The sequence below is a fragment of the Pseudomonas sp. GD03903 genome (assembly GCF_029840045.1).
In the GTDB taxonomy this organism is placed as follows: Bacteria; Pseudomonadota; Gammaproteobacteria; order Pseudomonadales; family Pseudomonadaceae; genus Pseudomonas; species Pseudomonas pseudonitroreducens.
On record NZ_JAOCBT010000010.1, the window covers coordinates 1 to 25,768 of the forward strand.

A 25,768-nucleotide genomic window follows, 5' to 3' on the forward strand; every position below is an offset into this window, starting at 1 on the left:
GAGGCGGACATCCAGCGTACCCAGTTGAATCCCCAGCAGGCTGAGCAACGGGTCGAGTACCAGTGAGCCCAGTGAAGCGAGGATCGGCGCCAGCGCATCGGCCAGACCGCCGATCAGCGCCGTTACGGTCTTGAACAGGCCGTTGAGCAGCCCGCCGAGAATATCCCCCACCAGGCAACCGAGAATATTGTTACAGGGCGCCAGCGCGACCTGGATATCCAGGTTGTGGCCGATGTTGCTCAGGCCCTTGGCCAGGGCGTTACCCACCGGGGTGGTGATGCGCTGCACGGCGCTGGGCAGGTCATTGCGGCTGGCGACGATGAACGTCAGTTGCTGATCGGCGTTGCTGCCCAGGTCGATCATCGCCGGCACCACGCCCGGCTTGGGCGCAATGCTGATCGACGCCAGGCTGGCCGTCGCCGAGGGCAGCAGGTTGGTGACGAAGCTGAGGTTCTCCACTGTCGCCAGACTGGCCGAAGCCTGCACCGTGGCGCTGGCAGGCTGGCCGATGCCCGCGCACTGAATGCTCTCCAGCGCGGCGTGGCCACTGATCGCCTTGAGGCTCAGGTTGATTGTCGTATTAGCGATACCCAGCAGGTTCGCCGTAGCTTTCAGAGATACCCGCACCTGCGCCGGCTTGGCATCGGTGCGCCAGGAGCCATCGGTGTTCTTGCCCGGAAAGCCGATGGCGACCTGCGGCGGCTGGATGATGTAGAGGCTCACCCCCAGGTTGGTGACGCCAGGCACCGTCAGGCTCAGGGCGGGGACGGTCACCGCCGTTGCCTGGTTCGCCGCCATCGCCGTGGCCATCAGCAGGTCGAGCAGGTTCACCTTGGAGTCCAGTGCGGTATCGGGCAGCGCGCTGGGCGTGGCGACGCTGAGGATCGACGCCAGGCTGATGTTGGTCGTGGGCACCTTGACCGTCGCCAGCGCGTTGCCGAGCAGCGCGGTGTTCACCCCTGCCGTTCCGGAAGCGCTGACCGCCCTGACGGCGGCGCCGAGCAACTGCGCCACGCCGACGTTGGTATTGAGCAACTCCTGGACCGTGCCGACGCTCAGGTTCAACTGGGTGGCAAGGTCACGCAGAGAGAGGTTGGCGCCGGCGATGCCGTTGTAGCTGGCGACATCGAGATTGAGCGTGATGCCCAGCAGCGAGCCGAGCAGCCCATTGAGCAGCGCCGAGCGGCTGGTATCCAGGTTCAGCAGGCCGCTGCCCGCGGACAGCGCGCCAATTGCGCTGCGCCGTGCAACAGCGTGCGCCACCAGCTCGGTTTGCGCGGGTGCCTGGGTGAAGAGGCTGGCCACGTTGAGGATCAGACTGGAGGGTACCTTGTGGGAAACCTCCACCTGCACCGAGTCAGCGAAAGCGCCTCCCGGGCTAAAGATCCGCCGCGACTGTGGCGCACCGTTGCCGGCATCCAGCAGCACGCTGCCCAGTTGTCCGGTGAGCGTGTCACCGGCGGCCGGGACAAAACCATTCTTCGCCGCGCTGGCCACTACCAGCCCCTGGATCGCCGCCGCCTGCTGGGTGCCGCACATGCCGCTCTGCGTCGCCGCCTCCAGCGCCGCCATGTCGGCCACGCGCTGCAACTTGCGCTGTTCGAAGTACAGGCGCCCGGTGTCTACCACCAGGGCCAGGCAGATCAGCGCCAGCAGCAGCGTTCCCACCGCCATGACACCGATTGCGCCTCGCTGCCGTTCACGTCCCATGGCAGCCTCCGGAAGGGATCATTTCTTGTCAGTGCTGAAGCCGTTGTCGTCGAGCAGATACTCGGGAATCTCGCGGGTATAGCTCTTCAGGTAGCGCTGGTAGGCACGGTCGCGCTCGGCCGGCGTGGCGCTTTGCCGGTTACTGGAGGCCGCCTGGCCGCTGCTCTGCAGTTCCAGCCAGGTCAGCACTTCCTGCTGGTCGCGAGCCGTGGTGCCGGCCTCCGTGCGGGTGTTGTCGACGGCTTCGGCCAGCATCGGCGAAGCCAGCAGCGCAGCAGCCAGAATCCATGTCTTCATCCCGTCCTCCCTGCCCGCCTCAGCGGGCCTTGACCAGCAGCTTGGCGTCACGCGCTACCGCAGGCGTCGACTCGACCAGGGCCGGATGCGCGTCCTCTACCGGCTCGTCCACATAGCTCACGCTTTCCGCCTGCACCGCCGGTTGGCTGGCGGGGCTGGCGGGGCCTGCCGGGCGCAGGTCCCTGGCCTGGTCCTGGGCGGCGCGCACCTGGTCGGCAGACAGCCCGACACTCTGGATCAGCCGGCCGGCCTCGCTGTTCTCGCCCTGGATGAACATGACACTGAGCAGGTTGGTGGCCGGCAGTTTGTCGTGCTCGTTCAGTTCCATGGCGGTGATGAACTCGAAGCGCGCCTTCTCCAGATCACCGCGGCGCAGCAGGACATAGCCCAGGTCGTTGCGCAGGGCACTGTCGGTGGGCTGCAGGCGCGCCGCCTCACGCAGTTCGCGCTCGGCCTCGACGGTATTGCCGGCGCGCATGGCGATCTGCCCCAGGCCGTGGTGTGCCTCGGCGGACTTGCAGGTCCCCAGCAGCCCCTCGTAGACCATCCGCGCCTTCGGGTCGCCAATCCGGCGCAGGGCCAGCGCCTTGCTTTCGCGCACTTCCAGCGAGTTGGGCGGCAGGGTTTCCAGGTTGGCCAGGGCCGCATGGGCACGGCCGTTGTCGAGCATCTCGCGGGCCAGGTTGAGCTGCAGCTCCACCGCCTGGCCGAGCTTCTCGTCGCAGTTCTGCCCGACGCTCGGCCCGCCGAGGGTGTCGAAGTTGGCGCAGCCGCCGAGCATCATGCCGAGCAGGCCGATCAAGCAGGCGTTTCTCATCCCATTCTCCCCAGGGCCTTGGTAATCGCGAGGAAACCGGGCCCGGCAAGGATGATCAGCAATGCCGGGAACAGCAGCGTCATCATCACCAGGCTCATCTTCGCCGACATCTTGCTGACCTTTTCCTGCAGGCCGGTCAGACGCCGGTCCTCGAACAGTTGCTTGAGGGTGAGCAGCGACCCGCGCGCGCTGCCGCCCTGGCGCACCATCTGGCGCAGCACGTTGCAGCAGTCGCTCAATTCCCCCACCGCCAGGCGCTTGCTCAGCAGTTCCAGCTCGTCAGCCAGGTCCAGGCCGCTCTCGGCATGGGCCAGTACGCCGTCCAGCTCTTCCACCAGCACCGGCACGATGCTCCGCCCCTCGCGGCAGACCACGCGCAGGCTCTGCTCCACGGTGAGGCCGGAGTCGAAGAGGATGCGGATCAGCTGGATGAACAGGATCACCTCGTCGGCCAGGCGCTGCCGGCGCCGGCCGGCAAAGTAGGCCAGCACGCGCTTGGGCAGCAGGAAGCCGATGCCGGCGGCGAAGGACAGCGGCAACAGCGGCGAGGTGTGCGCATGCCCGGGGGTGGCAAGGATCACCAGCACGATGGTCACGAACAGCACCGGCACCAGGAAGATCGACATCAGGTAGATACTGCGCGGCGTGCTGCCGGACCAGCCGGCCTGGTTGAGCAGCAGCCGGACTTCCTCGTCGCGCAGTTGCAGGCGCCGGCCCAGGCCGCTGTCGCTCATCCGGTCGAACGCCTGCGCCACGCGCTGGCCGGCACCGCGCGGCAACGCGTCACTGCCCAGGCGCTGCTCGATCAGGCGCTGCTCGCGGCTGGCGGCGCGGCTCTGCGAGAGCAGCAGGAGGATCGCCGCCAGGGCCAGGATCACTGCCATCAATCCGTACATCAGGGGCATGCCGGCCTCCTCAGATGCTCTTGAGCATGCGCCAGAGCGTGTAGCACCCCAGCACCTGCAACCCCAGGGAAGTCAGCAGCATCAGGCGGCCGCCATGGTCGTGCCACATGTTCATCAGGTAGCCCGGATTGCTGAACAGGATGTAGCCGCCCAGGCTGATCGGCAGCAAGGCCAGGACCAGGGCGCTCATGCGCGTTTCGCCGGTCATCGCGCGCAACTGGCGGCCGAGCTTCTCGCGCTCGTGGATGACCTTGATGATGTTTTCCAGCAGGTCGGTGGTGTTGCCGCCGTAGCGATGGTTCACCGCCACGCCGAGGGAGAGCACGTGCAGTTCTTCCACGTCGTAGAGCTCGGCCACTTCCTGCAGCGCCTCGGGCAGGCTGATGCCCAGCAGCACGTGGTTGTTCACCAGCGAGAAGATTTCCCGCAGCGGGTCGTCGGCGCCATTCACCGCCTGGGTGATGGCGTCGCCCAGGGTGCGCCCCGAGTGCAAGCTGCGCACCACCTGGTCGAGAAAGTTGGGCATCTGCCGGATCATTTTCTGCAGGCGCCGGCGGTACAGCAGGTTGAGCAAGCCATGGAAGCCCAGCACGCCCAGTCCGACACCGCAGAGTGCCCCGACCGGGCCGCCCAGGCGCTGCCCGAACAGCGCCAGCAGGATGCAGACCACCACCGCTCCCAGCACCCAGTGGCGCATCTCGCCGATGCCGGCTCGGCGCATGCGCCGGGCCAGCCAGTGGCTGCTGCGGGCACGACCGCCGCCGTTGACCACACTCTCCCCGCTCAGGCGGCGCATCACCACTTCATGGTGCCGCGCCCGCCAGCTCATCCCCGCCAGCAGCACACCCAGCGCCGCCAACGCCAGGCTGACCACGACCAGCCAGAGCGCGCCGCTCACAGCAACACCTGGCGGAACTTCAGGCCGCCCGGCTGCGCAGTGCGGACGAACTGCCCGCTGCCGCGCCGGTCGAGGCTGAACAGGGAATTGGTGACGTAGACGCCATCGCGCACCTCCAGCACCTCGAGAATCTCGCTGACGCAGCGGCGGCCGTTGGACAGACGAGTGATCTGCACGATGATGTCCAGCGCCGAGCAGAGCATCTGCCGTAGGGTCTGCTCCGGCACGCGCTGGCCGGTGAGCCCCACCAGCATTTCCAGGCGCAGCAGCGAATCCATGGCCGAGTTGGCGTGCACGGTGCTCATCGAGCCGTCGTGGCCGGTGTTCATCGCCTGCAGCACGTCGAGCACTTCGACGCCGCGGATCTCGCCGAGGATGATGCGGTCCGGGCGCATCCGCAGGGCGTTGCGGATCAGGTCACGGGCAGTGACTTCGCCGAAGCCTTCCGCGTTCGGCGGACGGGTTTCCAGGCGCACCACGTGGTCGTGGCCCAGTTGCAGCTCGGCGGTGTCCTCGATGGTGACGATGCGCTCGCGCTCGTCGATGAAGCTGCTCATCACGTTGAGCAGCGTGGTCTTGCCGGTGCCGGTACCGCCGCTGATGAGGATATTGCAGCGGCTCGCCACGGCCTGGCGGAGGAATGCCAGCATGGCCTCGTCGACGCTCTGGTAGGCCAGCAGGTCGGCGCTCTTGAGCAGTTCCTTGCTGAATTTGCGGATCGACAGGCAAGGCCCGTCCAGCGCCACCGGCGGGATGATTGCGTTGACCCGGCTGCCGTCGGGCAGGCGCGCATCCACCATCGGGCTGGACTCGTCCAGGCGCCGCCCCAGGGGCGCGAGGATGCGCTGGATCACACGCTGTACGTGGTGATCGTCGATGAAGCGCAGATCGCTCTGGTACAGCCGGCCTTCGTGCTCGATGAACACCCGGTCCGGGCCGTTGACCAGGATTTCCGAGATACCCGGATCGCGCAGGAGGATTTCCAGCGGGCCGAAGCCGGTCAGTTCGTCCACCACCTCTTCGGCGAGGCGGTCGAGTTCGTAGCGGGAGATCGCCAGCTGGCGCCGCGAGGCGTACTCGCAGACCTTCTCCGAGACGTACTGCGCTACCGCGGGCCGCGCGCCCTCCAGCAGGTTCATGCCGTCTTCGTCGATCTCGTCGATGATGTAGCGGTGCAGGCGCATTTTCAGCGTCTGCAGGTCCTGGTCGTGGCGACCGTGGCCCCCGCCGTAGTGCTGGCTCATGAGCGCGCGGCCTTGGTGCGGCCGATCCAGCCGAACAGCCCGCGCTTCTCGGCCACGCCCGCGCCCAGCGCTTCGGCCAGGTCACGCAGCTTGACCGTCAACGGGTCACGCGGGGCCAGGTCGAACAGGCTCTGGCCGACGTTCTTGGCGCGCAGGCGGGCTTCCGGCGAGGCCGGCAGGATGCCGAACAGCTCCAGGCCGAACATCTTGCCCAGCGCCGGCGCATCGGGCGGCACCGAGGGCCAGTAGCGCTCGATCAGCAGCTCGATACGCGGCAGCGTCGGCGTGCGCTCGCGCAGGCGGCGCAGGCGCTCCAGTCCCTTCTTGCAGGACGGCACGCTCTGGTCCACCAGCCACAGCACGCGACTGGCCTGCATCAGCAATTGCCCGCTGAGATCGCCTTCGGCGACGCCGGTGAGGTTGATCAGGATGTGGCTGAACGCGCTGCGCAGGTTGCCCAGCAGCAGGTACAGCTCGGCGGTGGTGATGCGCTCCAGCACGCCGGGCTCGTCCGACAGGCTGAGCACGCGCAGGCCGGATTCGTGACGGGTGAAGGCGCTGTCGATCAGGGTCTGGTCCAGGCGCCTCAGGTTGCGCAGCGCATCGGCGAAGGTGAAGGCCGGCTCCATGCCGAGAATCGCCAGCGCTTCGCCGGTGGGCTGGCCGATATCCACCAGCAGCACGCGATGCTCCGGCTGGCGTTGCAGCGCCAGGGCCAGGTGCAGCGCGACGAAGGCGCCGTCGGCGTCGGGCCGGGCGCTGATCAGGCTGATCAGCTCGCCCTGCTGGGTGGCGCTCACCGGTACCGTCGGCAGGCGTCCGCCGAGGCGGCGGACCAGCCCGCTCAGCTCACTGGCGCGGGCACCGTAGGTGACGAAGTCCCTGGCGCCGGCGCGCATGGCGGCCAGCACCAGCTGGTTGTCCAGGCCATCGCCGACGGCCACGACCGAAAGCAGCGGCCGCGCGGAGACCAGGCCCTCGATCAGCGAACCCTGGGACACCAGGTTGGCCTTGTTCAGGCTGGTGAAGAGCACCGTCGCGCCGGTGACGTCGAGCAGCGACAGCAGCTCTTCCAGGGTCCCGCTGTTGGCCAGCACCACCTGCCCACAGCCGGCCAGGCTGCTCTGCAACCACTCCTGCTCGCCGGGATGCTGGACCAGCGCCACGAAAGTCTGACTCATGCCCGTGCTCCCTTCCTTTGCCTTGCCTCCCGCTCTCTGGCGGGTCAGCGCTTCGTAGGTATCCATCAGTGCGACATCCCGCTGCTGGCCTTGCGCTTGTCGAAGCGACCGTCCTCGAGGAAGTAGAACTCGCCGAACCCCGGGTCGTAGTCACGCAGTCCCTCGCCCGGCAGCTTCGGCAACGCGGCATTGGCCGCCAGCGGCTGGACCAGGTGGGGGGTGACGATCATCAGCAGCTCGCGGTCGTCCTTGTCCAGGCTGGAGGAGCGGAACAGTGCGCCGATGACCGGGATGCTGCCGAGGAAGGGGAACTTGTCGACGTTGCTGATAGTGCTGCTGCTGATCAGCCCGCTGATCACGAAACTCTCGCCGTCGGCCAGCATCACGCTGGTGTCGGTGCGCCGCACGGTCAGCGCCGGCACGGCGATGTCGTTGGTGCGGATGCCGCTGGAGAAGTCCAGTTCGCTGACTTCCGGTGCGACCTTGAGGGCGATGCGCTTGTCGTTCATCACCGTCGGGGTCAGGGTCAGGCGCACGCCGAACTCCTTGTACTCGATGGTGATGGTGTCCTTGTCGCCATTGGGCACCGGAATCGGGAACTCGCCACCGGCCAGGAACGAAGCGCTCTGCCCGCTGGTGGCAACCAGGCTGGGCCGCGCCAGGGTGTAGGCGAAGCCGCTGCCTTCGAGGGCGTTGATGAAGCCCAGCCACTTGCTGCTGCCGCCACCCCAGATGATGTTGAAGCCGCCGTTGGCATTGCCGAAGGTGCCATCCAGGTTACCCACGGGGTCGACCGTCATGTTGCCCAGGCTGCCTGGCGAGCCCAGCACGAAGGTGTTGGAGCCGCGCCGCACCAGCGATGTGCTGGCCTGCTTGAGCTTGCTGCGGCTGACCTCGACGAAGCGGATATCGGTCTGCACCTGGTTGGGCAGGCTGCCGGCAGAGGCGCCGGCAACACCCGCGACATCGCCAACCGCACGCCCGCCGACACGCACCACGGTGCGTATCGGCTGGTCGCTGCAGCTGGTCCAGATCAGCAGGCTGGTCAGGCCCTCGGCCTTGCCGGTGATGAGGAAATCACGCTTGTCCAGCACCTGCACGTCGGCAATGTTCGGATCCCCGATGGCCAGGCGCTTGATCGGCACCGGTAGTTGCTGGTCGCGCTGCGCGCCCTGCTCGACGTCGAGGTTCAGTTGCTGGTCAGCGAAGCCGGCGCAGGCACTCGGCACAGCCTGCGCCGCGGAGTGCACGGCGCAGGCCAGCATGGCGACCAGGGGAAGGATGAAGCGCTTGGACATCGATGCACTCCTTGCTCAATGTGCTTCACGGGTAACGGCGGTACCGCGGTAGACCACCACACCGGCGTCGACCTGCGGAGCGGAGACATGGCGCACGGCGGGGGCCTGGGGCTGCCGCGGCTTGCCGATCAGCTGGTCGAGGGTGATCGACTGGCTGCTGGAGGCGCCGAGCGAGGCCTGGATGTAACGCCCCTGCTGCTCCTTCTCGTAGAGATTCTCGTCCTTGCTGCGCACGGCCAGGCGCAGGGAGCCGGCCTGGCTGGCGAGCATCAGGCGCGCGGCCGCCTCGGCAGGCACTGCCAGCACGGCGGTGCGCGGCGGCTTGGGGGTCTTGTCCTTGGGGTCGCCGGCGTTGCGCGCCTGGCCATCGGCAGAAACGGCGATCTGTTCGCCATAGGTCAGCACCCGCACGCCCGGCAGCACCACCTGGGCGCTGAGGCTGCGTTCGCTGCTCTGCTGGTCCTGGACGAAGAGCATGACGTCGACATAGTCGCCGGGCAGCACGAAGCCGCCGCCGCCGATGACCTCGTCGACGGCAATCGCCATGGCGCGTTCGTCTGGCCGGATGGTGCGAGCCAGGGGCCCCCCCGGCTCGGTCACCGCGGAAGTGAGGATGTTGCCCGCCGGAACGGCGACCCAGACGCGCTGGCCGATCAGCGCCTCGGGCTTGGGAAAGCTGCCGGCGGGAGCGGTATGCAGCATCTCGACCGTGAGATCGTCCTTGCCGATCACCGCCAGGGCCGGCAGGTCGCGGGCCGCCACCACCACGGCGGTGCGTTGCAGCTTGTCGGCCTCCGCCAGCGCCGCCGGTGCAACCTCCTGCACCACTCCGGCGACGGGAGCGGCCGGCTTGCCGACCTTGAGCCCGAGATACCCCACCACGCCGGCACATACCAACAACAGCCCGGCGAACACCATCAGCACCTTGCTATTCATGAGCACATCCTTGGGCGATGTCGGGAATGCGGACCCGGAAGTCCACGGCCTTAGCGTAAGAAGTTCCGTCACCGGTATCGCCGATGCTTGTCCTTCAGACCTTTATTGTTATTTCGGCCAGTCGAGGAAGTTCGATAAGAATCATTCCTCATAATCAGACTCTGTTTGTTCCAAGGCTGAATCTAGTAGCTGTGTTTATAGCGTCAACCACGCCCGTTAAATTTACGCCATGCAATTACTTATATGCCGAGATAGCTATAACTTTGGTATTAGCGCTATTTGAACAATTGCATTCGGCCATACGACGCCTAGCCTGACGATGAAGTCGGGGCGCCGCCCCGGTGGTATTCGAGGGAGCACCCGCCATGGACCTGAAAATCAAGAACCTGTCCCTGAAGCTGTACTGCGCAGCCAAGGCATTCGCCGCCGACAAGGAAGGGGCAACCGCGATCGAATATGCGGTTATCGCTGGATTGATCTCGGTGGTGGTAATCGCGGGGGCCAGCGTAATCGGCGGTGATCTGGGCACGATCATGACCAGCATCCAGGACGAAGTGGCTAAAGCCGTCAAATAAGTTTCCGCAGTTCGACCACCCCGATTATTTCGAATCGATAGTTCCCGCGCTACTGCGCGGGAACTTGTTCGGCTGCATGTTTGTGCAACGCCGCTAAAGTTTTTCCCGGCGCAGCCGATAGAGCCTGCTCAAACCCGTTTTGCAGCAGGATGCTTTACCGATGCTTCGTTCGCTGTCCTTCTCCAGGAAGATTCTCCTGGCAGCCTCCCTGGTGGTCACCTTCGCCTTCGCCTGTTTCATCCTCTTCAACGACTTCCGCCAGCGCGAGGCCATCCACTCCGACACCGAGTCCTACCTCTCCGAGGTCGGCAGCCTGACCGCCAGCAACATCCAGAGCTGGCTGGAAGGCCGCATCCAGTTGGTCGAGGCGGAGGCCGCGCAACTGGCCGATGGCGAGCCGACACCCGAACGCATCCAGCATGTACTGGAGCAGGCGGTATTCCAGAAGAACTTCGAATCGGTCTACCTCGGCGAAGCCTCCAGCGGCGTATTCACCATGCGCCCCTACGCACCGATGCCCGACGGCTACGACCCGCGCACTCGCGGCTGGTACAAGGACGCCGTGGCCGCCGGCCGGCTGATCGTCACCGAGCCCTTCCTCGACGCCGGCACCAACGAGCAGATCCTCGCCATGTCGATGCCGGTCATGCGCAACGGCCAACTGGTCGGCGTAGCCGCCGGCGACATGAAGCTGGAAACCATCACCGCGATCATCAACTCGCTGAAATTCGACGGCGACGGCTATGCCTTCCTGGTCAGCGATGCCGGCAAGATCCTCCTGCACCCGGACAGCAGCCTGATCTTCAAATCCCTCGGCGAGGTCTACCAGCAAGGCGCACCGAAGGTGCAGCCGGGCGTGCAGGAAGTCAGCATCAACGGTGAAGAGCAACTGGTCTCGATGACACCGGTGAAGGGCCTGCCGGGCGTCACCTGGTACGTCGCCCTGGTGCTCAACAAGGACTCGGCCTACGCGATGCTGAGCGACTTCCGCAACACCGCCATCATTGCCACGGTAATCGCCATCGTCGCCATCCTCTTCCTGCTGGGCATGCTGATCCGCGTGCTGATGGCGCCGCTGACCGACATGGGCCGTGCCATGCAGGACATCGCCCAGGGCGAAGGCGACCTGACCAAGCGCCTGCAAGTCGCCAGCAACGACGAGTTCGGCGTGTTGGCCAACGCCTTCAACCGCTTCGTCGAACGTATCCACGAGTCGATCCGCGAAGTGGCCTCCACCGCACGCAGCCTGCACGACGTATCGCAGTTGGTGGTGAACGCCTCCAACTCGTCGATGAGCAACTCCGACGAACAGGCCAACCGCACCAACAGCGTGGCCGCGGCGATCAACGAGCTGGGCGCCGCCGCCCAGGAGATCGCGCGCAACGCCGCCGACGCCTCGCACCACGCCACCGATGCCTCGCATCAGTCCGCCGATGGCAGACAAGTCGTGGAGCAGACCATCAGCGCCATGAATCAGCTGTCGGACAAGATCAGTTCCGCCTGCGCCAACATCGAGGCACTGAACAGCCGCACGGTGAACATCGGGCAGATTCTGGAGGTGATCAAGGGCATCTCCGAACAGACCAACCTGCTGGCCTTGAACGCCGCTATCGAGGCCGCCCGCGCCGGTGAGGCCGGCCGTGGCTTCGCCGTGGTCGCCGACGAAGTGCGCAACCTCGCCCACCGCGCCCAGGAATCCGCCCAGCAGATTCAGAAAATGATCGAAGAGCTACAGGTTGGCGCCCGCGAAGCCGTGGACACCATGACCGAAAGCCAGCGCTACAGCCTGGAAAGCGTGGAGATCGCCAACCGCGCCGGCGAGCGCCTGGCCAGCGTCACCCACCGCATTGGCGAGATCGACTCGATGAACCAGTCGGTGGCCACCGCCACCGAGGAGCAGACCGCGGTGGTCGACTCGCTGAACATGGACATCACCGAGATCAACACCCTGAACCAGGAAGGTGTGGAAAACCTGCAAGCGACCCTGCGCGCCTGCGCCGACCTGGAAAACCAGGCTGGCCGCCTGCGCCATCTGGTGGACAGCTTCCGTATCTGATGTTCAGTGGCCACGAAAAAGGCGCCCTCGGGCGCCTTTTTTGTTCGCGAGCAAGGGCTAGGCGCCCCCCCACGGTCCTACAGGGTGCTACGTGCTCTTCGTAGGAGCGAGCTTGCTCGCGAACCGCCTCCCGAAAAATCCACCGGCAAACTCCGCTTTCACTGGGACCGATCTGATCCGTGACAGACAGCTCCGCGATTACCGCCGCTTGCTTCCGCCCAACAGCGCGCCCATCAGCCCACGCACCAGTTGCCGGCCGATCTGATTCGCCGCCTGGCGCACCACGGTCTTGCTGACCTGGCTGGCCAGTGAACCGAGGATTTCGCCGGCCATACCACCGAAATCGGTGCCCTTCTCTTCCTTCTCCTGGGTCGTTGCCATCTTGTCGTCAGCGCGGCCGGTCAGCTTCTCGTAGGCGGACTCGCGGTCGATCGGCTGGTCATAGCGGCCGGCCAGCGGAGAGCGCCGGATGATCTCGACGCGCTCGGCATCGGTCAGCGGGCCAATGCGCGATTGCGGTGGCGCTACGGCCACGCGCTGGACCATCGCAGGCGTGCCCTTCTCTTCCAGGGTGCCCACCAACGCCTCGCCGATACCCAGTTCGGTAAGAACCTTGAGGGTGTCGAACGCCGGGTTCGGGCGGAAGCCATCGGCCACCGCACGCAGGGACTTCTGCTCCTTGGCGGTGAACGCGCGCAGGCCGTGCTGGATGCGCAGGCCCAGCTGCGCCAGCACATCGTCCGGCAGGTCGCTGGGCGACTGGGTGACGAAGTAGACACCCACGCCCTTGGAGCGAATCAGCCGCACCACCTGCTCCAGGCGATCCTGCAGGGCCTTGGGCGTACCGTTGAACATCAGGTGCGCCTCGTCGAAGAACAACGCGAGGATCGGTTTGTCGGCATCACCACGCTCGGGCAATTGCTCGAACAGCTCGGCCAGCAGCCAGAGCAGGAAGGTGGCGTAGACCTTGGGCGCATCGTGCACCAGCTTGCTGGCGTCCAGCAGGTGGATACGGCCACGGCCGTCGGCCTCGGGGCGCAGCAGGTCTTCCAGTTGCAGCGCCGGCTCACCGAAGAAGTCCTCGGCGCCCTGCTGCTCCAGCAGCGCCAGGCGCCGTAGCAGCGCCTGGGACGAAGCCGCCGTGAACAATGCGCGGTCCTCACCGAGGACTTCCGGATGCTCCTTGAAGTGATTGAGCAACGCCTTGAGGTCCTTCAGGTCGAGCAGCAGCAGGCCTTCACGGTCGGCCACCTTGAAGGCGGCGAACAGCGCCGCCTGCTGGCTCTCGGTCAGCTCCAGCAGGTTGGCCAGCAGCAGCGGGCCCATTTCCGACAACGTGGTGCGCAGCGGGTGGCCGGTCTTCCCGGCGACGTCCCAGATGCTCACCGGGTAGGCCTGCGGCTGGTAGTTCAGCCAGGGCATGCTGGCAATGCGCTCGGCCACCTTACCCTGCGGGTTGCCGGCGGCGGCGATACCGCAGAGGTCACCCTTGATGTCGGCAGCGAACACCGCGATGCCGGCGTCGCTGAAGGACTCGGCAAGGTGCTGCAGCGTCACCGTCTTGCCGGTGCCGGTGGCGCCAGCGATCAGGCCGTGACGGTTGGCCAGCTTCCAGGACTGGCCGATCGGCTGCCCGTCGGGGCCCGCGCCGATGATGAGTTCGTTCGTGGCTGACATCCGTTGTTCCCCTTTCAGTGGGCCTGTCGCTGTGAGTGCCTGAACAAGAGTGGCGCGTCCGGCCGCGCCGCGCAATCGGCTACGCCGGCACTTTGAAGACGTGTTTGAGATAGTGCAGGAAGTTCTCGTCCTTGCACTGGGTCTTGCCCGGCGCATCGGAGATTTTCGCCACTGGATGGCCATTGCAGGCGGTCATCTTCAGCACCATGTTCATCGGCTGTACGCCCGGCACATCGCAAGTGAAGTGAGTACCGATGCCGAAGCTGACATCGATGCGCTCGCGCAGCGCCCGGTAGATTTCCAACGCGCGTGGCAGGTTGAGGCCGTCGGAGAACACCAGCGTCTTGGTCTGCGGGTCGATGCCCAGTTGCTCGTAGTGACGGATGGCCTTCTCCGCCCACTCCAGCGGGTCGCCCGAGTCGTGGCGCAGGCCATCGAAGAGCTTGGCGAAGTAGAGGTCGAAGTCCGCCATGAAGGCTTCCATGGTGATGCAGTCGGTCAGCGCGATCCCCAACTGGCCACGGTATTCGCGGACCCAGGCATCCAGCGCGGCGGCCTGGCTGTCGATCAGCCGCGGGCCGAGTTGCTGGTGCGCCATCAGCCACTCGTGGGCCATGGTGCCCAGGGGCTTCACGCCCAGCTCGCGGGCCAGGTGAACGTTGCTGGTGCCAACGAAATGCCCCGGGAAGCCGTCGCGCAGATCACGCACAACCGCCTCCTGCACCGGGTAGGAAAAGCGCCGGCGGGTACCGAAGTCGGCCATCTTGAAGCCGGCCAGCTCTTCGGCACTGGCCTCCTGACGCAACCAGTCGAACTTTTCCTGCAGGCGCTCGCGGACCATCGTCAGCGTCGTGCCCGGGTGGCGATGGCGGTTGCGTACTTCGCTGATGCTCGCCAGCAGCGGCACCTCGAAGAGGATCACGTGCAGCCATGGGCCTTTCAGGCGCAGGAACAGCTCGTCGTTCTCCACGCCCAGTTGCACATAGCTGGGATTGAAGCGGAACAGACCGAGGAAGCGAATGAAGTCCGGCTTGAAGAAAGGTATGCGTTCGAGGAAGGCCAGGTCCTGCGGCGCGAAGGAAAGCTCCGCCAAGCGCTCGATCTGTTCGCGCAGCGGGTCCAGATAGGCGCGCAGGTCCTCTTCGTTGCGGCAACGGAACTCCCACTCCACCTCGGCGTTGGGGTAGTTGTGCAGCACCGCCTGCATCATGCTCAGCTTGTAGAAATCGGTATCCAGCAGGTTCTGCACGATCCGCCGGGAAAATGCGCTGTCGCTCATGCTCGTCTCATCGCAGGCTTCGAACCGGCAGTCTAAACCGGTCGCCCACAAAAAACCCCGCCGAGGCGGGGTTTGGAGTTCGAATCAGAAATCAGCGGGCCTTGCTCTGCGACATTCCGAACAGGAAAAGCAGCAGGTCGTCATCCGGGCGGATGTCCTGTTGCTTGGCGCGTAGGTTGGGCGGCATCGGGCAGCTGTCCAGGCCACCTTTTCCGGAAATGACCGAAGGCCCCGGCTCATGCCAGGCCGCCGCCGCCAGGGTCGCCACCCCGAGCGCGCCGATGAGGAGCAAACCTCGCGTAATTTCTAACTTCATGTCTGCAACCCTTTGATGGCGCTGCCAAACGCCGCTTGGTAACCATAGACAAAGGCCTGCCATTGCGCCTCTGTCCACGACGAGCGGCGTTTGACCTGGCGAAGATCGTGACGGGCAGCACGCTGGGCGCTGAAACGCTGACGGGCTTTTTCCATGTCGATCAGGGCCACGTCGATCTTGTCGCCGTCCACCTTCACAAAGACATGCTTCAGGTAGAGGCAGCCATGCTGCCAACGGCCGGCATTAAGCTTTGCAAGGGTACTACCGTAATGTTGCAGAATTCTTTGGTGCAGGGCTTCGCCCCAACGCTCCTGGTCACCACGGGCGTAACAGTCTTCCAGGCTGCTGAAGCCATCCAGCGATTCGGTGACGAGCAGCGCCTGCCACTCGCCGTCGACCTTGCGGCAACCGGCGTAGACCAGGGTCGGCACCTTCACCCCCAGCGCCTCGGCAGCGCGCAGGGCGTCCCGTTCGCGGATGGCGGTGGGGTAACCGAAAGGATGCAACAGGTCGCGATAGATGTGTCCCACCTGCTGCTTGCGGTACAGCAGACGGCCGTCGGAGGTCAGGACTCGCTGCACGCCGCTTTCGCCACCGCGCCGACGGTTGGGTTCCTCGACCCATTTGCCGGGCACCTGAAGCCAACGGTCGATGGCGTTATCACCGGAAATTTGCTGCAGCGATGCCAGATCAACGGCCATCCATCACTCCTTGCGCAGAATGTAGACCCGCCACATATGGATGAGCGGGACGAAATCAATGTGATCCTGGACCTTGAAACCAGCCTGGCGGAACTCCGCCTCGATGGTCTTGGCAGGAATCACGAAGCGGTTCTGGTAGGCGTGTTTCTGGCGAGTTGACTCGGCGCGCGCACGTTTCCAGGACTTGAAGTTGCCATCCACCCACATCGACAGGATCACCGAATCACGAGTTACGCGGTGAAATTCGCGCAACATCGTCAAACGGTCGTCAGATTCACCGATATGGTGCATCAGGCGCATCGAGAAGATACTGTCGACGGCGTTGTCGGGCAGATCAATGGCAAACGCCGAAGTCTGCAAAGGTCGGACGCGTTTTACAACCTCATTCGGTTGACCGGCACAGGCGACGGCGATCATGTCCGGCGAATTGTCCGCACCGATGATCACCCGGTTCTCCTTCTCGGCCAGCATCGGCCAGAAGCGCCCGGCGCCGCACGGCAGGTCGAGCACCAGGTTAGGCTGGCCGGCCAGCTTGAGTGCCTGGCGGGCAACTTGGACATCGCGCCAGTGGGAAAGTTTCCGCGAGAGTCCGGCCTGGTGCTTGCGCAGATAACGCTCTGCGTGCTGGCGGTCGTACTTTTGGGAGAACTCCAGGTCGACGGGTTTATCAGTCATCGGATATTTACCTTTCCCGAATTCAGGTCAAACGATACAAATCAGCCTGTCACAGCCGGGTCATGCACTTGTGAAGATTTTGTCAAACGACGGCTAGGCGAACTTCGAAGCGGCAGCCATGAGGCTCGGCCGGACGCAGCGTGACGTCCCAGCCTTCGGAGGCGCAAATCCGCTTGACCAGCGACAACCCCAGCCCAAGCCCCTCGCCACGCGGGTTCTGGCCGCGAACGAACGGCTGGAAGACGCGCTCGCGCTGCTCTTCCGGGATGCCGGCGCCGGTGTCTTCGACCCAGAATCCGTTCGGCCCAAGTTGTAAGCGGATGCTGCCGCTTTCGGTGTAATGCATGGCATTGCGCAATAAATTGCTCATCACCGAACGCAGGAAAGGCGCGTTGAATTGTCCGAGCATCTCCTGGCCGGCTTCGTATTCCAGCGTCAGCCCTTTCGCCTCGATGGGCCCCCGCCACTGCGCAACCAGCTCGTCGGCAATCTGCCGCAACCCAGCCTGGGACACGATCGCCATGTCCTTGCGCTGCGCGCGGGCCAGCATCAGGAAGGTCTGCACCAGGTCGCGCATCTCTTCGCAGGCACTGTTCATGCGTGCCAACTGCGCGCGTGCGCGCGGGCTGAGCCCCGGCTCTTCCGCCAGCAGTTCGCAGCTGGTGGCGATCACCATCAGCGGCGTGCGCAGTTCGTGGCTGACGTCGCTGGTGAAGAGCTTCTCCCGGGTCAGCACATCGTGCAGCCGGCCCATGGCGTAATCGAAGGCTGCCGCCAGCTCACCGACCTCATCGTTGGCGTAGTCGGGCGACATCGGCGGCGCCAGCTCCAGTAACTGGTCGCGGTGGCGAACCTGGCGCGCCAGGCGCGATACCGGCTCCATGACCTTGCGCGACAACAGCCAGCCGAGCAGCCCGGAAAGCGTCAGGCTGAGCACATAACCGGTGACGACGGCGGCATACAGGATCTGCTCGCGCGCCTCGAAATCACTCTGGTCCTGCAGCAGGACGAAACGCCGGCCGTCGATATCACGCGCCAGCGCATGGAACGACAGTTCGCCATCGAACACTTCGTGGAATCCCGCATCCAGGCGGCGCAGCGCCGGCGGCATGGCGTAAACGCCGACACCATCGCTGATGAAGAAGCGCATGCCCGGATCGAGCTTGGGTGCCTGGCCGTTGCCCAGGTCCTCATTGAGGATGCGGTCCAGTTCGCCGCCCAGGTCGCGGGAGATCAGGCGCTCCTCGACGATGTGGACGACGCCGACAATTCCTACCGAGAACAGGCCGCCAACGGCGGCGGTCATGAGTACAAAGGCAAAGACAATCCGTCGGGAAAGGCTCTGCTTATACTCCATGCGTTTCCTCTGCCAGCTTGTAGCCGACGCCGTGCACCGTGTGCAGCAGGGAGGAAGCGAAGGGCTTGTCGATCACCTGGCGCAGCTGGTGAACGTGGCTGCGCAGGCTGTCGCTATCCGGACAGTCGTCGCCCCAGACGGCTTCCTCAAGGACATCGCGGCGCACCACGTGCGGGCTCTTCTGCATCAGTACCGCCAGCAGCTTGAGGCCAATGGGGTTGAGCTTCAGCGGCTTGCCGGCGCGATTCACTTCGAGGGTGTCGAGGTTGTAGCTGAGGTCGGCGACCTGCAATTCGCGACGGCCACCACCCTGGCTGCGGCGCAGGACCGCTTCGATGCGCGCGGCCAGCTCGGAGAGCGCGAAGGGCTTGAGCAGGTAGTCGTCGGCACCGGAGCGGAAGCCTTGCAGGCGGTCATCCAGTTGGTCGCGGGCGGTGAGCATGATCACCGGAGTGTCGCGGCGGGCATCTTCGCGCAGGCGGCGGCACAGGGTGAAACCATCCAGCCCCGGCAGCATGACGTCGAGTACGATCAGGTCGTAATGGGACGTCGCCGCCAAGTGCAATCCGGACAGGCCGTCCTGGGCACAATCCACCGTGTAGCCTTTCAGGCCCAGGTAGTCAGCCATATTGGCCAGAATGTCCCGATTGTCTTCAACCAACAGAATGCGCATATGCTCTCCTCGAACGCAGTGCACTCTAGCCTAACCAGCTTAAATGGAACTTAAAGACCTTTTACGGAATTTTCACACTTAACCTGCCGATTTCCCGAGCAACAGGCGAAAGGCCGCGTCAGATGCCGCCTCAGTCGTCCTCACCGGTGACGCCGAACTCGATCGGTGTCTTCACGTAGAACAACTTCACCCCTGCCTGACGGATCACCGCGAAGATGCGTTCGCAATCCTCTTCGCTGACCGCCATGGTGACTTCCTGGGGTTGGTCGGCCAGTTCGAAGAAGTGCGCGTAGTGAATACGCCCGGTTTTGCCGAAGCCCTCGCTCGCCGTCATCAGGGTGGCGCCGCGCACGCCCTGGCGGCGAGCCTCCTCCAGCAGCCATTGGGCCAGCGGCAAGCCGGCATGCTTGCGGTCCTGTTGGGTGAAGAACTTCAACTGATAGCCGTTCATGTTTTCCTCCCGGGGCCTAACGGCCCATCAACGCGTGCACTGACCAGAGTCCGGCCAGGGTCATCAGCAACGAGCCGGCGAGGTGCGTGGCAACGGTGCCCATTGCCCAGGCCAGTCGCCCCTGCTGCAGCAGCACGACGACTTCAGCCGAAAAGGTGGAGAAGGTGGTGAGGCCACCACAGAACCCGGTAATGATCAGCAAGCGCCACTCGGGTGCTACGCCAGGGGAATTGGCGAAGAAAGCGATGGCCGCGCCGATGATGTAGCCGCCCACCAGGTTGGCGACCACCGTGCCCGGCGGCATGGAGGGCAGCAGAGTATTGAGCTTGAGCCCGAGCACCCAGCGCAGCAAGGCTCCGAGGGCGGCTCCGAGGGATACGGCGAGAATGGATTTCCACATGGTCCTGTCCTGGAAGGGAGTTTTTGGACAGGCTGCAGGCGAGCGCCTACGCGCCTTTCCAGGTCTATGCGTAGGCATCATCAGCCACAAGGGCGGTTGAAGGAGGAATGCCATCTCCTGCGGTGAATACTGGCATATCCGACGCCCATGAAAAAGCCCCGCCTAGGCGGGGCTTCTTCTTACAGCAGGTGCCGGGTGGCTTACATCATGCCGCCCATGCCACCCATGCCGCCCATGTCCGGCATGGCCGGAGCAGCCTTGTCGTCAGCCACTTCGGCAACCATGGCCTCGGTGGTGACCATCAGGCCGCCGATGGAAGCAGCAGCTTGCAGCGCCGAACGGGTGACTTTGGCCGGATCGAGGATACCCATCTCGATCATGTCGCCGTACACGCCGGTAGCAGCGTTGTAGCCGTAGTTGCCCGAACCTTGCTTGACCTTGTCGACCACGACGCTCGGCTCGTCACCGGAGTTGGCAACGATCTGGCGCAGCGGAGCTTCGACAGCGCGACGCAGCAGGGCGATACCGACGTTCTGGTCTTCGTTGTCGCCCTTCAGGCCTTCGATGGCCTGCAGAGCACGCACCAGAGCGACGCCGCCGCCAGGAACCACGCCTTCTTCGACCGCAGCACGGGTAGCGTGCAGGGCGTCTTCAACGCGGGCTTTCTTCTCTTTCATCTCGACTTCGGTGGCAGCGCCAACCTTGATCACGGCAACACCGCCGGCCAGCTTAGCCAGACGCTCTTGCAGCTTCTCACGGTCGTAGTCGGAGGAAGTCTCTTCGACCTGCTTGCGGATCTGCAGGACGCGGGCTTCGATGTCGGCCTGAGCGCCAGCGCCATCGATGATGGTGGTGTTTTCTTTGCTCAGTACGACGCGCTTGGCGTTACCCAGGTGCTCCAGGGTGGCGCCTTCCAGGCTCAGACCGACTTCTTCGGAGATGACGGTGCCGCCGGTCAGGATGGCGATATCCTGCAGCATGGCCTTGCGGCGGTCGCCGAAGCCCGGAGCCTTGACGGCTGCGACCTTGACGATGCCACGCATGTTGTTGACGACCAGGGTAGCCAGGGCTTCGCCTTCGACGTCTTCAGCCACGATCAGCAGCGGACGGCCGGCTTTGGCAACGGCTTCCAGGACCGGCAGCATTTCGCGGATGTTGGAGATCTTCTTGTCGACCAGCAGCAGCAGCGGGCCATCGAGCTCGGCCACCATGGTGTCCGGCTTGTTGATGAAGTAGGGGGACAGGTAGCCGCGGTCGAACTGCATGCCTTCTACGACGGACAGTTCGTTTTCCAGGCCCGAGCCTTCTTCAACGGTGATCACGCCTTCTTTACCGACCTTGTCCATGGCTTCGGCAATGATGTTGCCGATGGAGTCGTCGGAGTTGGCGGAGATGGTGCCGACCTGGGCAATGGCCTTGGTGTCGGCGCAGGGCTTGGCCTGCTCTTTCAGCTGGGCAACGATGGCCACGGTGGCCTTGTCGATGCCGCGCTTCAGGTCCATCGGGTTCATGCCGGCAGCGACGGCTTTCAGGCCTTCGTTGACGATGGCCTGGGCCAGAACGGTAGCGGTGGTGGTGCCGTCACCGGCAGCGTCGTTGGCCTTGGAGGCAACGTCTTTCACCAGCTGGGCGCCCATGTTCTCGAACTTGTCTTTGAGTTCGATTTCCTTGGCGACGGAAACGCCGTCCTTGGTGATGGTCGGAGCACCGAAGCTCTTGTCCAGGATGACGTTACGGCCTTTCGGGCCGAGGGTCGCTTTAACCGCGTCGGCCAGGACGTTTACGCCGACCAGCATTTTCTTGCGAGCGGAATCGCCGAACTTAACTTCTTTGGCAGCCATGTTCTGTTTCCTCTAAATCGAATTCGGTGGGGAGTGGACGGACTGAAATCAGTCTTCCAGGACGGCGAGGATCTCGGACTCGCCCATCACCAGCAGTTCTTCGCCATCGACCTTGATGGCGTTGCTGCCGGAGTAAGGACCGAACACCACCTTGTCACCGACCTTGACGGCCAGCGCGCGAACTTCGCCGTTGTCCAGGACGCGGCCGGCACCAACAGCGACCACTTCACCGCGGTTCGGTTTCTCGGCGGCGGAACCCGGCAGCACGATGCCGCCTGCGGTTTTGGTCTCTTCCTCGCTGCGACGGATGACGACGCGGTCATGCAGAGGACGAAGCTTCATAGTCGTAACTCTCCCAAACTGTGATTTCCAACGGCCAGATCGATGCCCGGCGGGTTTTATTGAATCCGGCGGAGCCGGTTTGCGTCCCGGCTGGCGAGACGCGTAAAGAGCAGCCTGTCCAAGTGACAGGGACCTTGCGGTGACCGGTACATAAGGTCGCTACAAGGCATTTCAAGGGTGTGACCAAAAAAATTTTGCTAACGGAGGGTGCTTCGGGCGGGCTTGGCCGCCCGACGCTCAACGCAGGCGATCGCGATCTTCCTCGCGGCGCTGGTACTCGCCTTCGATCACGCTGGGGCCGCCGCGCTGCTGGGCGGCCGGATCGTCGGCGAAGGCCCGGCGGCGCTCGGCCTGTTCCTGCATGCGCTGGCGCACGCGGCCCAGCATCAGGCGGCGAGTGAAGGGAATCAGGCAGAACAGACCGACGACGTCGCTGATGAAGCCCGGCAACATCAGCAGGCCACCGCCGAGGGCGATGACCAGACCTTCGAGCATTTCCTGCTCGGGCAGCTCACCTCGGTTCAGGCGCTCACGGGCGCGCAGCGCGGTGGCAACCCCGGCCACACGCAGCACTGCGGCACCGATGAAGGCGCCGGCGATGATCAGCAGCAGGGTCCAGCCCACGCCGATCACGCTGCCGACCTTGATCATCACGGCCAGCTCGATCAGCGGGAACAGAAGAATCAGGAAAAGAGGAACTCGCATCGATGTTTCCTTGGCGGGACGTTCACCCAGATAACAGGCAAGGTGGCGACGCCTCGCGCCGATTTCAAGGGAATGACAAGGGATTGCTCAGGCCTGGATCACTTCATTACCCGGCCAGACGTCCGCCCTGGCCAACTGCACCAGCGCCTGGCGCACCGCGCCGGAGTTGCCGCAGGGCGCGGGGAACGGCAGCCAGTGCAGGCCCTGGCCGATACGCAGGTGGAAACCTTCGGTATCAATTCCCGCCAGCTGCGGGTCCTTGCCGGCGGGCAACCCGGCCAGCTCGACGTAGTGTTCGATGGCGTTGGCGTGGTCGCTGTTCATGTGCTCGACCATGCTCTTTTCCGCCTCGCCAACGAAGGGATTGGCCAGCGGCACGCTGTCGGCACCCAGCCAGTGGATGTCACCGAATCCGCCGATGAAGCGCCATTGCACCGGCTCCAGCACCCAGAAATCGAAGTCGTGGACGATGTGGTAATCCTGCGAACCGGGGAAATAACGGTAGTAGCGCTCGGCGGCACCGGCGATGGCGTCGACATCCTCGATCAGCAGCGCCTCGGCCAGCAGGGTCAGGCGGCCGGCGGCCTGGATGTCGTCGACGCCGCGCTCGCCGACCAGCAGCGAGCACTTGCCGTCCATCTGCAGGTTGTGGGTGTGCTGGGCGATGCGGCTGATCAGGATCAGCGGCCGGCCCGCCTCGTCCAGGCAGTACGGCACTACGGAGCCGAAGGGGAATCCGCTCCACTTCTTCGAGTGGGTGGAGAGGACGCCGCGGTATTCCTTGAGCAGCAGTTCTCGGGCATGCTTGGCAGCTTTCACGCTCAACTTATGACTCCTCGCAAAGAATCCGTCGCAAACGGACGGGCAGGACTGACTCTGTGCACAGCTGCCGGCGGGGCCTTTCACCAGAAACTGTTCGTGGGGTTGTTCCGATGCAATTGAAAGACAAGGTCATCATCATCACCGGTGGCTGCCAGGGCCTGGGCCGTGCCATGGGCGAATACCTCTCCGGCAAGGGCGCGCGCGTCGCCCTGGTCGACCTCAATGCCGAAAAGCTGGACGAAGCCGTGACTGCCTGCAAGGCCGCTGGCGGTGACGCCCGCGCCTATCTGTGCAACGTCGCCAATGAAGAACAGGTTACCCACATGGTGGCCCAGGTCGCCAGCGACTTCGGCGCCATCAACGGCCTGGTCAACAACGCCGGCATCCTGCGCGACGGCCTGACCATCAAGGTCAAGGACGGCGAACTGAGCAAGATGAGCCTGGCCCAGTGGCAGGCGGTGATCGACGTCAACCTGACCGGTGTGTTCCTCTGCACCCGCGAAGTAGCGGCGAAGATGATCGAGCTGAAGAACGAAGGTGCGATCGTCAACATTTCCTCGATTTCCCGTGCCGGCAACATGGGTCAGGCCAACTACTCCGCGGCCAAGGCCGGCGTTGCCGCCGACACCGTGGTGTGGGCGAAGGAGCTGGCACGCTATGGCATCCGCGTGGCGGGTGTGGCGCCCGGCTTCATCGAGACCGACATGGTCGCCAGCATGAAGCCCGAGGCCCTGGAGAAGATGACCGCCGGCATTCCGCTCAAGCGCCTGGGCAAGCCGCTGGAGATCGCCCACTCGGTGGCCTACATCCTCGAAAACGATTACTACACCGGCCGTGTGCTGGAGCTGGACGGCGGCCTGCGCCTGTAATTCGCCCGCCCATGAAAAAGCCCCGCCATGTGCGGGGCTTTTTTGTGCTTCTTGTAGGAGCGAGCTTGCTCGCGAACGTTTCCCGCCATCGTTGGGGTTGTTCGCGAGCAAGCTCGCTCCCACATGAATCGCCGTTACCAGCCCACGCCCAGGCCCAGGGTATAGCGACGCTCGTTGACGTCGCCATCGTTGCCGCTGAGCTTGTCCCACTCGGCCTTCAGGCTCAGCGATGCCCAGGAGGTGAGCTTGTAGCGGATGCCCGCCTCGCTCTCCAGCTCATACTCGACGTTGGATTCCAGCGGTTTGCTGACCTCGCCGTTGGTGAACAGCTCGAACTGCTTGGCCAGCAGGTAGCGGTTGTAGTCCCACTTCACGCTGGTGCTGTAGAAGTGCGACTTCTCGTCGTCGACGAATTCGTAATCGTTGCGGTTGACCAGCGTGGCCAGGGAGAACGCGCCCAGTTCGTTATCCCAGAACTGGTAGCCCGGGCCGGTACCGACGGTGCGCTTTTTCTGCAGGTCCTCGATCCAGTCGCGCTTGTACTGCGCCTGGCCCTGCCAGAACCAGTGCTCGTCGAGGAAGCGGTCCAGCGCGTACTGCGCCGAATAATTGTTGGTGCTGACCTGGTCGTCCTTCTTCTCGCGGTTGTACTCACCCTGCAGGTTGTGGCGCCAACGGCCATGGCGGGCGTTGGTCTTGAAGTCGACATCGTAATCCTCGACATCGTTCTCGGCCTGCTTGTGGTCCAGGGAGAAGTCGACGTTGCCGGTCCACACCCAGTCTTCGAGGATCGGCTTGGGCGGCATCATCTGTTCGATCTTCGCCAGCTCCACCGTGCGCGCCTCGCCATTGACCAGCGTGACCATGCCCTGGTCGGACGCTTTCAGGCCCTTGGAGTGCTCGCCGGTTTCCTCGTCGTACTTCACCAGAAGGTTCTGGTCGGTCTCCAGGGTCTTGATCGCGTCCGACTTGAGGGTGATTTCCCCGCCGTAATCGGTCGCCAGCAGCAGCTTGCCGCCGTCATACAGTTTGATGGTGCCGGAGAGACGGTCACCATTCTTCAACCAGACGGTATCGGCAAGGGCGGACAGGGAGCAGGACGCAAGCGCAATGGAAAGCAGGGTTCTGGGGAACATGAGTCGAATTCAACTGGATTGAATGGGCAAAAAGCCGGGCATTATCCAGATACCCGACACCAGAGCAACGACTGACAGGCCCAGTTGCAGGGAGTTCACCATGGCTGACAGATGGGGCAGGCGAATGAGCTGGCTTGTCAGCCTCGCACCAAGCTATATCCTGACGCTCAGCCCCTCTGCCATGGTGCTTTCGATGCCCAAGCCCAAGCTCCCCCCCAGTGCACCGGTTGCCGACCTCGGACTGGAGAGCCTGCAGGTGCGTCGCGAGGCGATTTTCCTGGTGATTGCCCAGGTGCCGGAGGGGCACGTCATCACCTATGGCGACGTCGCCAGGCTGGCCGGGCTGGGCCGTGGCGCACGACTGGTAGGACGCATCCTCAGCCAGTTGCCGGAAGACACGCGCCTGCCCTGGCACCGGGTGATCGCTGCGGGTGGACGCATCAGCCTGCCGCTGGGCAGCGTTTCGGGTAACGAGCAGCGCGCACGATTGCGTGCGGAGGGTGTCAGAATCCATAACGATCGGGTGGACATACGTCGGCACGGCTGGCCTAGCGGTGAGCAGTCCTAGTAGAGTTCGCGTAATTTTTCGTCCTGCTGGAAAACACCC

General features: G+C 64.4%; 27 protein-coding genes and 1 riboswitch. Of the genes, 4 read left to right on the top strand and 23 right to left on the bottom strand.

Annotated features, from left to right (window positions below):
- The 9 genes from N5C91_RS17210 to cpaB all read right to left on the bottom strand — a co-directional run.
- Window positions 1–1,710: pilus assembly protein TadG-related protein (locus N5C91_RS17210; protein ID WP_279830806.1), on the bottom strand; the 1,710-nt coding region annotated here is incomplete at its 3' end.
- A gap of 18 nt (window positions 1,711–1,728) precedes the next feature.
- Window positions 1,729–2,007 carry a DUF3613 domain-containing protein gene (locus N5C91_RS17215; protein ID WP_236174784.1) on the bottom strand — a complete coding sequence of 93 codons (279 nt, stop codon included), beginning with the start codon at window positions 2,005–2,007 and terminating at the stop codon, window positions 1,729–1,731.
- Between the two features lie 19 nt (window positions 2,008–2,026).
- Window positions 2,027–2,824 (bottom strand): tetratricopeptide repeat protein, encoded by a 798-nt coding sequence (locus tag N5C91_RS17220; protein WP_279830807.1) that lies wholly within the window; start codon window positions 2,822–2,824, stop codon window positions 2,027–2,029.
- Window positions 2,821–3,729: a type II secretion system F family protein gene (locus tag N5C91_RS17225; protein ID WP_236200784.1), complete on the bottom strand. Its 909-nt coding sequence runs from the start codon at window positions 3,727–3,729 to the stop codon at window positions 2,821–2,823. The genes N5C91_RS17220 and N5C91_RS17225 overlap by 4 nt, the downstream gene beginning before the upstream one ends.
- Window positions 3,730–3,739: 10 nt before the next feature.
- A complete protein-coding gene (locus tag N5C91_RS17230; RefSeq protein ID WP_279830810.1) occupies window positions 3,740–4,627 on the bottom strand; it encodes a type II secretion system F family protein in 888 nt (295 codons plus the stop codon).
- Window positions 4,624–5,871, bottom strand: coding sequence for a type 4b pilus Flp biogenesis ATPase TadA (tadA, locus tag N5C91_RS17235; RefSeq protein WP_236174780.1), 1,248 nt, complete (start codon window positions 5,869–5,871; stop codon window positions 4,624–4,626). Before tadA ends, N5C91_RS17230 begins: the two co-directional genes overlap by 4 nt.
- Window positions 5,868–7,052 carry a type 4b pilus Flp biogenesis protein TadZ gene (gene tadZ, locus N5C91_RS17240; protein ID WP_236174779.1) on the bottom strand — a complete coding sequence of 395 codons (1,185 nt, stop codon included), beginning with the start codon at window positions 7,050–7,052 and terminating at the stop codon, window positions 5,868–5,870. The genes tadA and tadZ overlap by 4 nt, the downstream gene beginning before the upstream one ends.
- A gap of 65 nt (window positions 7,053–7,117) precedes the next feature.
- A complete protein-coding gene (locus N5C91_RS17245) occupies window positions 7,118–8,350 on the bottom strand; it encodes a type II and III secretion system protein family protein (protein WP_279830812.1) in 1,233 nt (410 codons plus the stop codon).
- Between the two features lie 15 nt (window positions 8,351–8,365).
- On the bottom strand, window positions 8,366–9,286 hold the full coding sequence (gene cpaB, locus N5C91_RS17250; protein WP_279830813.1) for a Flp pilus assembly protein CpaB: 921 nt from the start codon (window positions 9,284–9,286) through the stop codon (window positions 8,366–8,368).
- 377 nt (window positions 9,287–9,663) lie between these two features.
- Between cpaB and N5C91_RS17255 the strand changes: the two genes are divergently transcribed.
- A complete protein-coding gene (locus N5C91_RS17255) occupies window positions 9,664–9,861 on the top strand; it encodes a Flp family type IVb pilin (RefSeq protein WP_236174858.1) in 198 nt (65 codons plus the stop codon).
- 160 nt (window positions 9,862–10,021) lie between these two features.
- Complete coding sequence (locus N5C91_RS17260; RefSeq protein ID WP_279830814.1) at window positions 10,022–11,917, top strand: methyl-accepting chemotaxis protein; 1,896 nt, start codon at window positions 10,022–10,024, stop codon at window positions 11,915–11,917.
- Window positions 11,918–12,115: 198 nt separating this feature from the next.
- Here N5C91_RS17260 and N5C91_RS17265 read toward each other — a convergent pair whose 3' ends face one another.
- The 13 genes from N5C91_RS17265 to N5C91_RS17325 form a co-directional block, all read right to left on the bottom strand.
- Window positions 12,116–13,594, bottom strand: a complete 1,479-nt coding sequence (locus N5C91_RS17265; protein ID WP_279830816.1) for a helicase HerA-like domain-containing protein — start codon at window positions 13,592–13,594, stop codon at window positions 12,116–12,118.
- A 79-nt stretch (window positions 13,595–13,673) separates the two neighbouring features.
- Window positions 13,674–14,873 carry a nicotinate phosphoribosyltransferase gene (gene pncB, locus N5C91_RS17270; protein ID WP_279830818.1) on the bottom strand — a complete coding sequence of 400 codons (1,200 nt, stop codon included), beginning with the start codon at window positions 14,871–14,873 and terminating at the stop codon, window positions 13,674–13,676.
- A 91-nt stretch (window positions 14,874–14,964) separates the two neighbouring features.
- Window positions 14,965–15,189, bottom strand: a complete 225-nt coding sequence (locus N5C91_RS17275; protein ID WP_081517518.1) for a hypothetical protein — start codon at window positions 15,187–15,189, stop codon at window positions 14,965–14,967.
- On the bottom strand, window positions 15,186–15,890 hold the full coding sequence (locus tag N5C91_RS17280; RefSeq protein ID WP_236174467.1) for a lipopolysaccharide kinase InaA family protein: 705 nt from the start codon (window positions 15,888–15,890) through the stop codon (window positions 15,186–15,188). Before N5C91_RS17280 ends, N5C91_RS17275 begins: the two co-directional genes overlap by 4 nt.
- Before the next feature lie 3 nt (window positions 15,891–15,893).
- Window positions 15,894–16,565: a class I SAM-dependent methyltransferase gene (locus N5C91_RS17285; protein ID WP_236200790.1), complete on the bottom strand. Its 672-nt coding sequence runs from the start codon at window positions 16,563–16,565 to the stop codon at window positions 15,894–15,896.
- Window positions 16,566–16,647: 82 nt separating this feature from the next.
- Window positions 16,648–17,922 (bottom strand): HAMP domain-containing sensor histidine kinase, encoded by a 1,275-nt coding sequence (locus N5C91_RS17290; RefSeq protein WP_236174465.1) that lies wholly within the window; start codon window positions 17,920–17,922, stop codon window positions 16,648–16,650.
- Window positions 17,912–18,595 carry a response regulator transcription factor gene (locus N5C91_RS17295; RefSeq protein ID WP_024764087.1) on the bottom strand — a complete coding sequence of 228 codons (684 nt, stop codon included), beginning with the start codon at window positions 18,593–18,595 and terminating at the stop codon, window positions 17,912–17,914. Before N5C91_RS17295 ends, N5C91_RS17290 begins: the two co-directional genes overlap by 11 nt.
- A 130-nt stretch (window positions 18,596–18,725) precedes the next feature.
- Window positions 18,726–19,046, bottom strand: coding sequence for a DUF190 domain-containing protein (locus tag N5C91_RS17300; RefSeq protein WP_279830823.1), 321 nt, complete (start codon window positions 19,044–19,046; stop codon window positions 18,726–18,728).
- A 16-nt stretch (window positions 19,047–19,062) separates the two neighbouring features.
- A complete protein-coding gene (gene crcB, locus N5C91_RS17305; protein ID WP_236174463.1) occupies window positions 19,063–19,446 on the bottom strand; it encodes a fluoride efflux transporter CrcB in 384 nt (127 codons plus the stop codon).
- A gap of 64 nt (window positions 19,447–19,510) precedes the next feature.
- Window positions 19,511–19,573, bottom strand: a riboswitch (Fluoride riboswitch).
- 73 nt (window positions 19,574–19,646) lie between these two features.
- The gene (gene groL / locus N5C91_RS17310; RefSeq protein ID WP_184589138.1) at window positions 19,647–21,287 is read right to left on the bottom strand and encodes a chaperonin GroEL; all 1,641 of its coding nucleotides are present in this window, start codon (window positions 21,285–21,287) and stop codon (window positions 19,647–19,649) included.
- 48 nt (window positions 21,288–21,335) lie between these two features.
- On the bottom strand, window positions 21,336–21,629 hold the full coding sequence (locus tag N5C91_RS17315; RefSeq protein WP_009617968.1) for a co-chaperone GroES: 294 nt from the start codon (window positions 21,627–21,629) through the stop codon (window positions 21,336–21,338).
- 237 nt (window positions 21,630–21,866) lie between these two features.
- Complete coding sequence (locus N5C91_RS17320) at window positions 21,867–22,334, bottom strand: FxsA family protein (protein ID WP_236174462.1); 468 nt, start codon at window positions 22,332–22,334, stop codon at window positions 21,867–21,869.
- Between the two features lie 87 nt (window positions 22,335–22,421).
- The gene (locus N5C91_RS17325) at window positions 22,422–23,159 is read right to left on the bottom strand and encodes a HugZ family protein (RefSeq protein WP_279830829.1); all 738 of its coding nucleotides are present in this window, start codon (window positions 23,157–23,159) and stop codon (window positions 22,422–22,424) included.
- A gap of 107 nt (window positions 23,160–23,266) precedes the next feature.
- On the opposite strand from N5C91_RS17325, the gene N5C91_RS17330 reads away from it, so the two are divergent.
- Entirely contained in the window at window positions 23,267–24,025 is a 759-nt protein-coding gene (locus N5C91_RS17330) for an SDR family oxidoreductase (RefSeq protein ID WP_236174460.1), read from the top strand.
- Between the two features lie 134 nt (window positions 24,026–24,159).
- Here N5C91_RS17330 and N5C91_RS17335 read toward each other — a convergent pair whose 3' ends face one another.
- Complete coding sequence (locus tag N5C91_RS17335; protein WP_236174459.1) at window positions 24,160–25,161, bottom strand: DUF481 domain-containing protein; 1,002 nt, start codon at window positions 25,159–25,161, stop codon at window positions 24,160–24,162.
- Between the two features lie 193 nt (window positions 25,162–25,354).
- On the opposite strand from N5C91_RS17335, the gene N5C91_RS17340 reads away from it, so the two are divergent.
- Window positions 25,355–25,729, top strand: a complete 375-nt coding sequence (locus tag N5C91_RS17340; protein ID WP_236174458.1) for an MGMT family protein — start codon at window positions 25,355–25,357, stop codon at window positions 25,727–25,729.
- Window positions 25,730–25,768 lie beyond the last annotated feature (39 nt).

Coding starts and splice junctions, on each gene's coding strand:
- N5C91_RS17215 (WP_236174784.1), bottom strand. CDS start 2,007: ATGAAGACATGGATTCTGGCTGCTGCGCTGCTGGCTTCGCCGATGCTG.
- N5C91_RS17220 (WP_279830807.1), bottom strand. CDS start 2,824: ATGAGAAACGCCTGCTTGATCGGCCTGCTCGGCATGATGCTCGGCGGC.
- N5C91_RS17225 (WP_236200784.1), bottom strand. CDS start 3,729: ATGCCCCTGATGTACGGATTGATGGCAGTGATCCTGGCCCTGGCGGCG.
- tadA (WP_236174780.1), bottom strand. CDS start 5,871: ATGAGCCAGCACTACGGCGGGGGCCACGGTCGCCACGACCAGGACCTG.
- tadZ (WP_236174779.1), bottom strand. CDS start 7,052: ATGAGTCAGACTTTCGTGGCGCTGGTCCAGCATCCCGGCGAGCAGGAG.
- N5C91_RS17245 (WP_279830812.1), bottom strand. CDS start 8,350: ATGTCCAAGCGCTTCATCCTTCCCCTGGTCGCCATGCTGGCCTGCGCC.
- cpaB (WP_279830813.1), bottom strand. CDS start 9,286: ATGAATAGCAAGGTGCTGATGGTGTTCGCCGGGCTGTTGTTGGTATGT.
- N5C91_RS17260 (WP_279830814.1), top strand. CDS start 10,022: ATGCTTCGTTCGCTGTCCTTCTCCAGGAAGATTCTCCTGGCAGCCTCC.
- N5C91_RS17265 (WP_279830816.1), bottom strand. CDS start 13,594: ATGTCAGCCACGAACGAACTCATCATCGGCGCGGGCCCCGACGGGCAG.
- pncB (WP_279830818.1), bottom strand. CDS start 14,873: ATGAGCGACAGCGCATTTTCCCGGCGGATCGTGCAGAACCTGCTGGAT.
- N5C91_RS17275 (WP_081517518.1), bottom strand. CDS start 15,189: ATGAAGTTAGAAATTACGCGAGGTTTGCTCCTCATCGGCGCGCTCGGG.
- N5C91_RS17280 (WP_236174467.1), bottom strand. CDS start 15,890: ATGGCCGTTGATCTGGCATCGCTGCAGCAAATTTCCGGTGATAACGCC.
- N5C91_RS17285 (WP_236200790.1), bottom strand. CDS start 16,565: ATGACTGATAAACCCGTCGACCTGGAGTTCTCCCAAAAGTACGACCGC.
- N5C91_RS17290 (WP_236174465.1), bottom strand. CDS start 17,922: ATGGAGTATAAGCAGAGCCTTTCCCGACGGATTGTCTTTGCCTTTGTA.
- N5C91_RS17295 (WP_024764087.1), bottom strand. CDS start 18,595: ATGCGCATTCTGTTGGTTGAAGACAATCGGGACATTCTGGCCAATATG.
- N5C91_RS17300 (WP_279830823.1), bottom strand. CDS start 19,046: ATGAACGGCTATCAGTTGAAGTTCTTCACCCAACAGGACCGCAAGCAT.
- crcB (WP_236174463.1), bottom strand. CDS start 19,446: ATGTGGAAATCCATTCTCGCCGTATCCCTCGGAGCCGCCCTCGGAGCC.
- groL (WP_184589138.1), bottom strand. CDS start 21,287: ATGGCTGCCAAAGAAGTTAAGTTCGGCGATTCCGCTCGCAAGAAAATG.
- N5C91_RS17315 (WP_009617968.1), bottom strand. CDS start 21,629: ATGAAGCTTCGTCCTCTGCATGACCGCGTCGTCATCCGTCGCAGCGAG.
- N5C91_RS17320 (WP_236174462.1), bottom strand. CDS start 22,334: ATGCGAGTTCCTCTTTTCCTGATTCTTCTGTTCCCGCTGATCGAGCTG.
- N5C91_RS17330 (WP_236174460.1), top strand. CDS start 23,267: ATGCAATTGAAAGACAAGGTCATCATCATCACCGGTGGCTGCCAGGGC.
- N5C91_RS17335 (WP_236174459.1), bottom strand. CDS start 25,161: ATGTTCCCCAGAACCCTGCTTTCCATTGCGCTTGCGTCCTGCTCCCTG.
- N5C91_RS17340 (WP_236174458.1), top strand. CDS start 25,355: ATGCCCAAGCCCAAGCTCCCCCCCAGTGCACCGGTTGCCGACCTCGGA.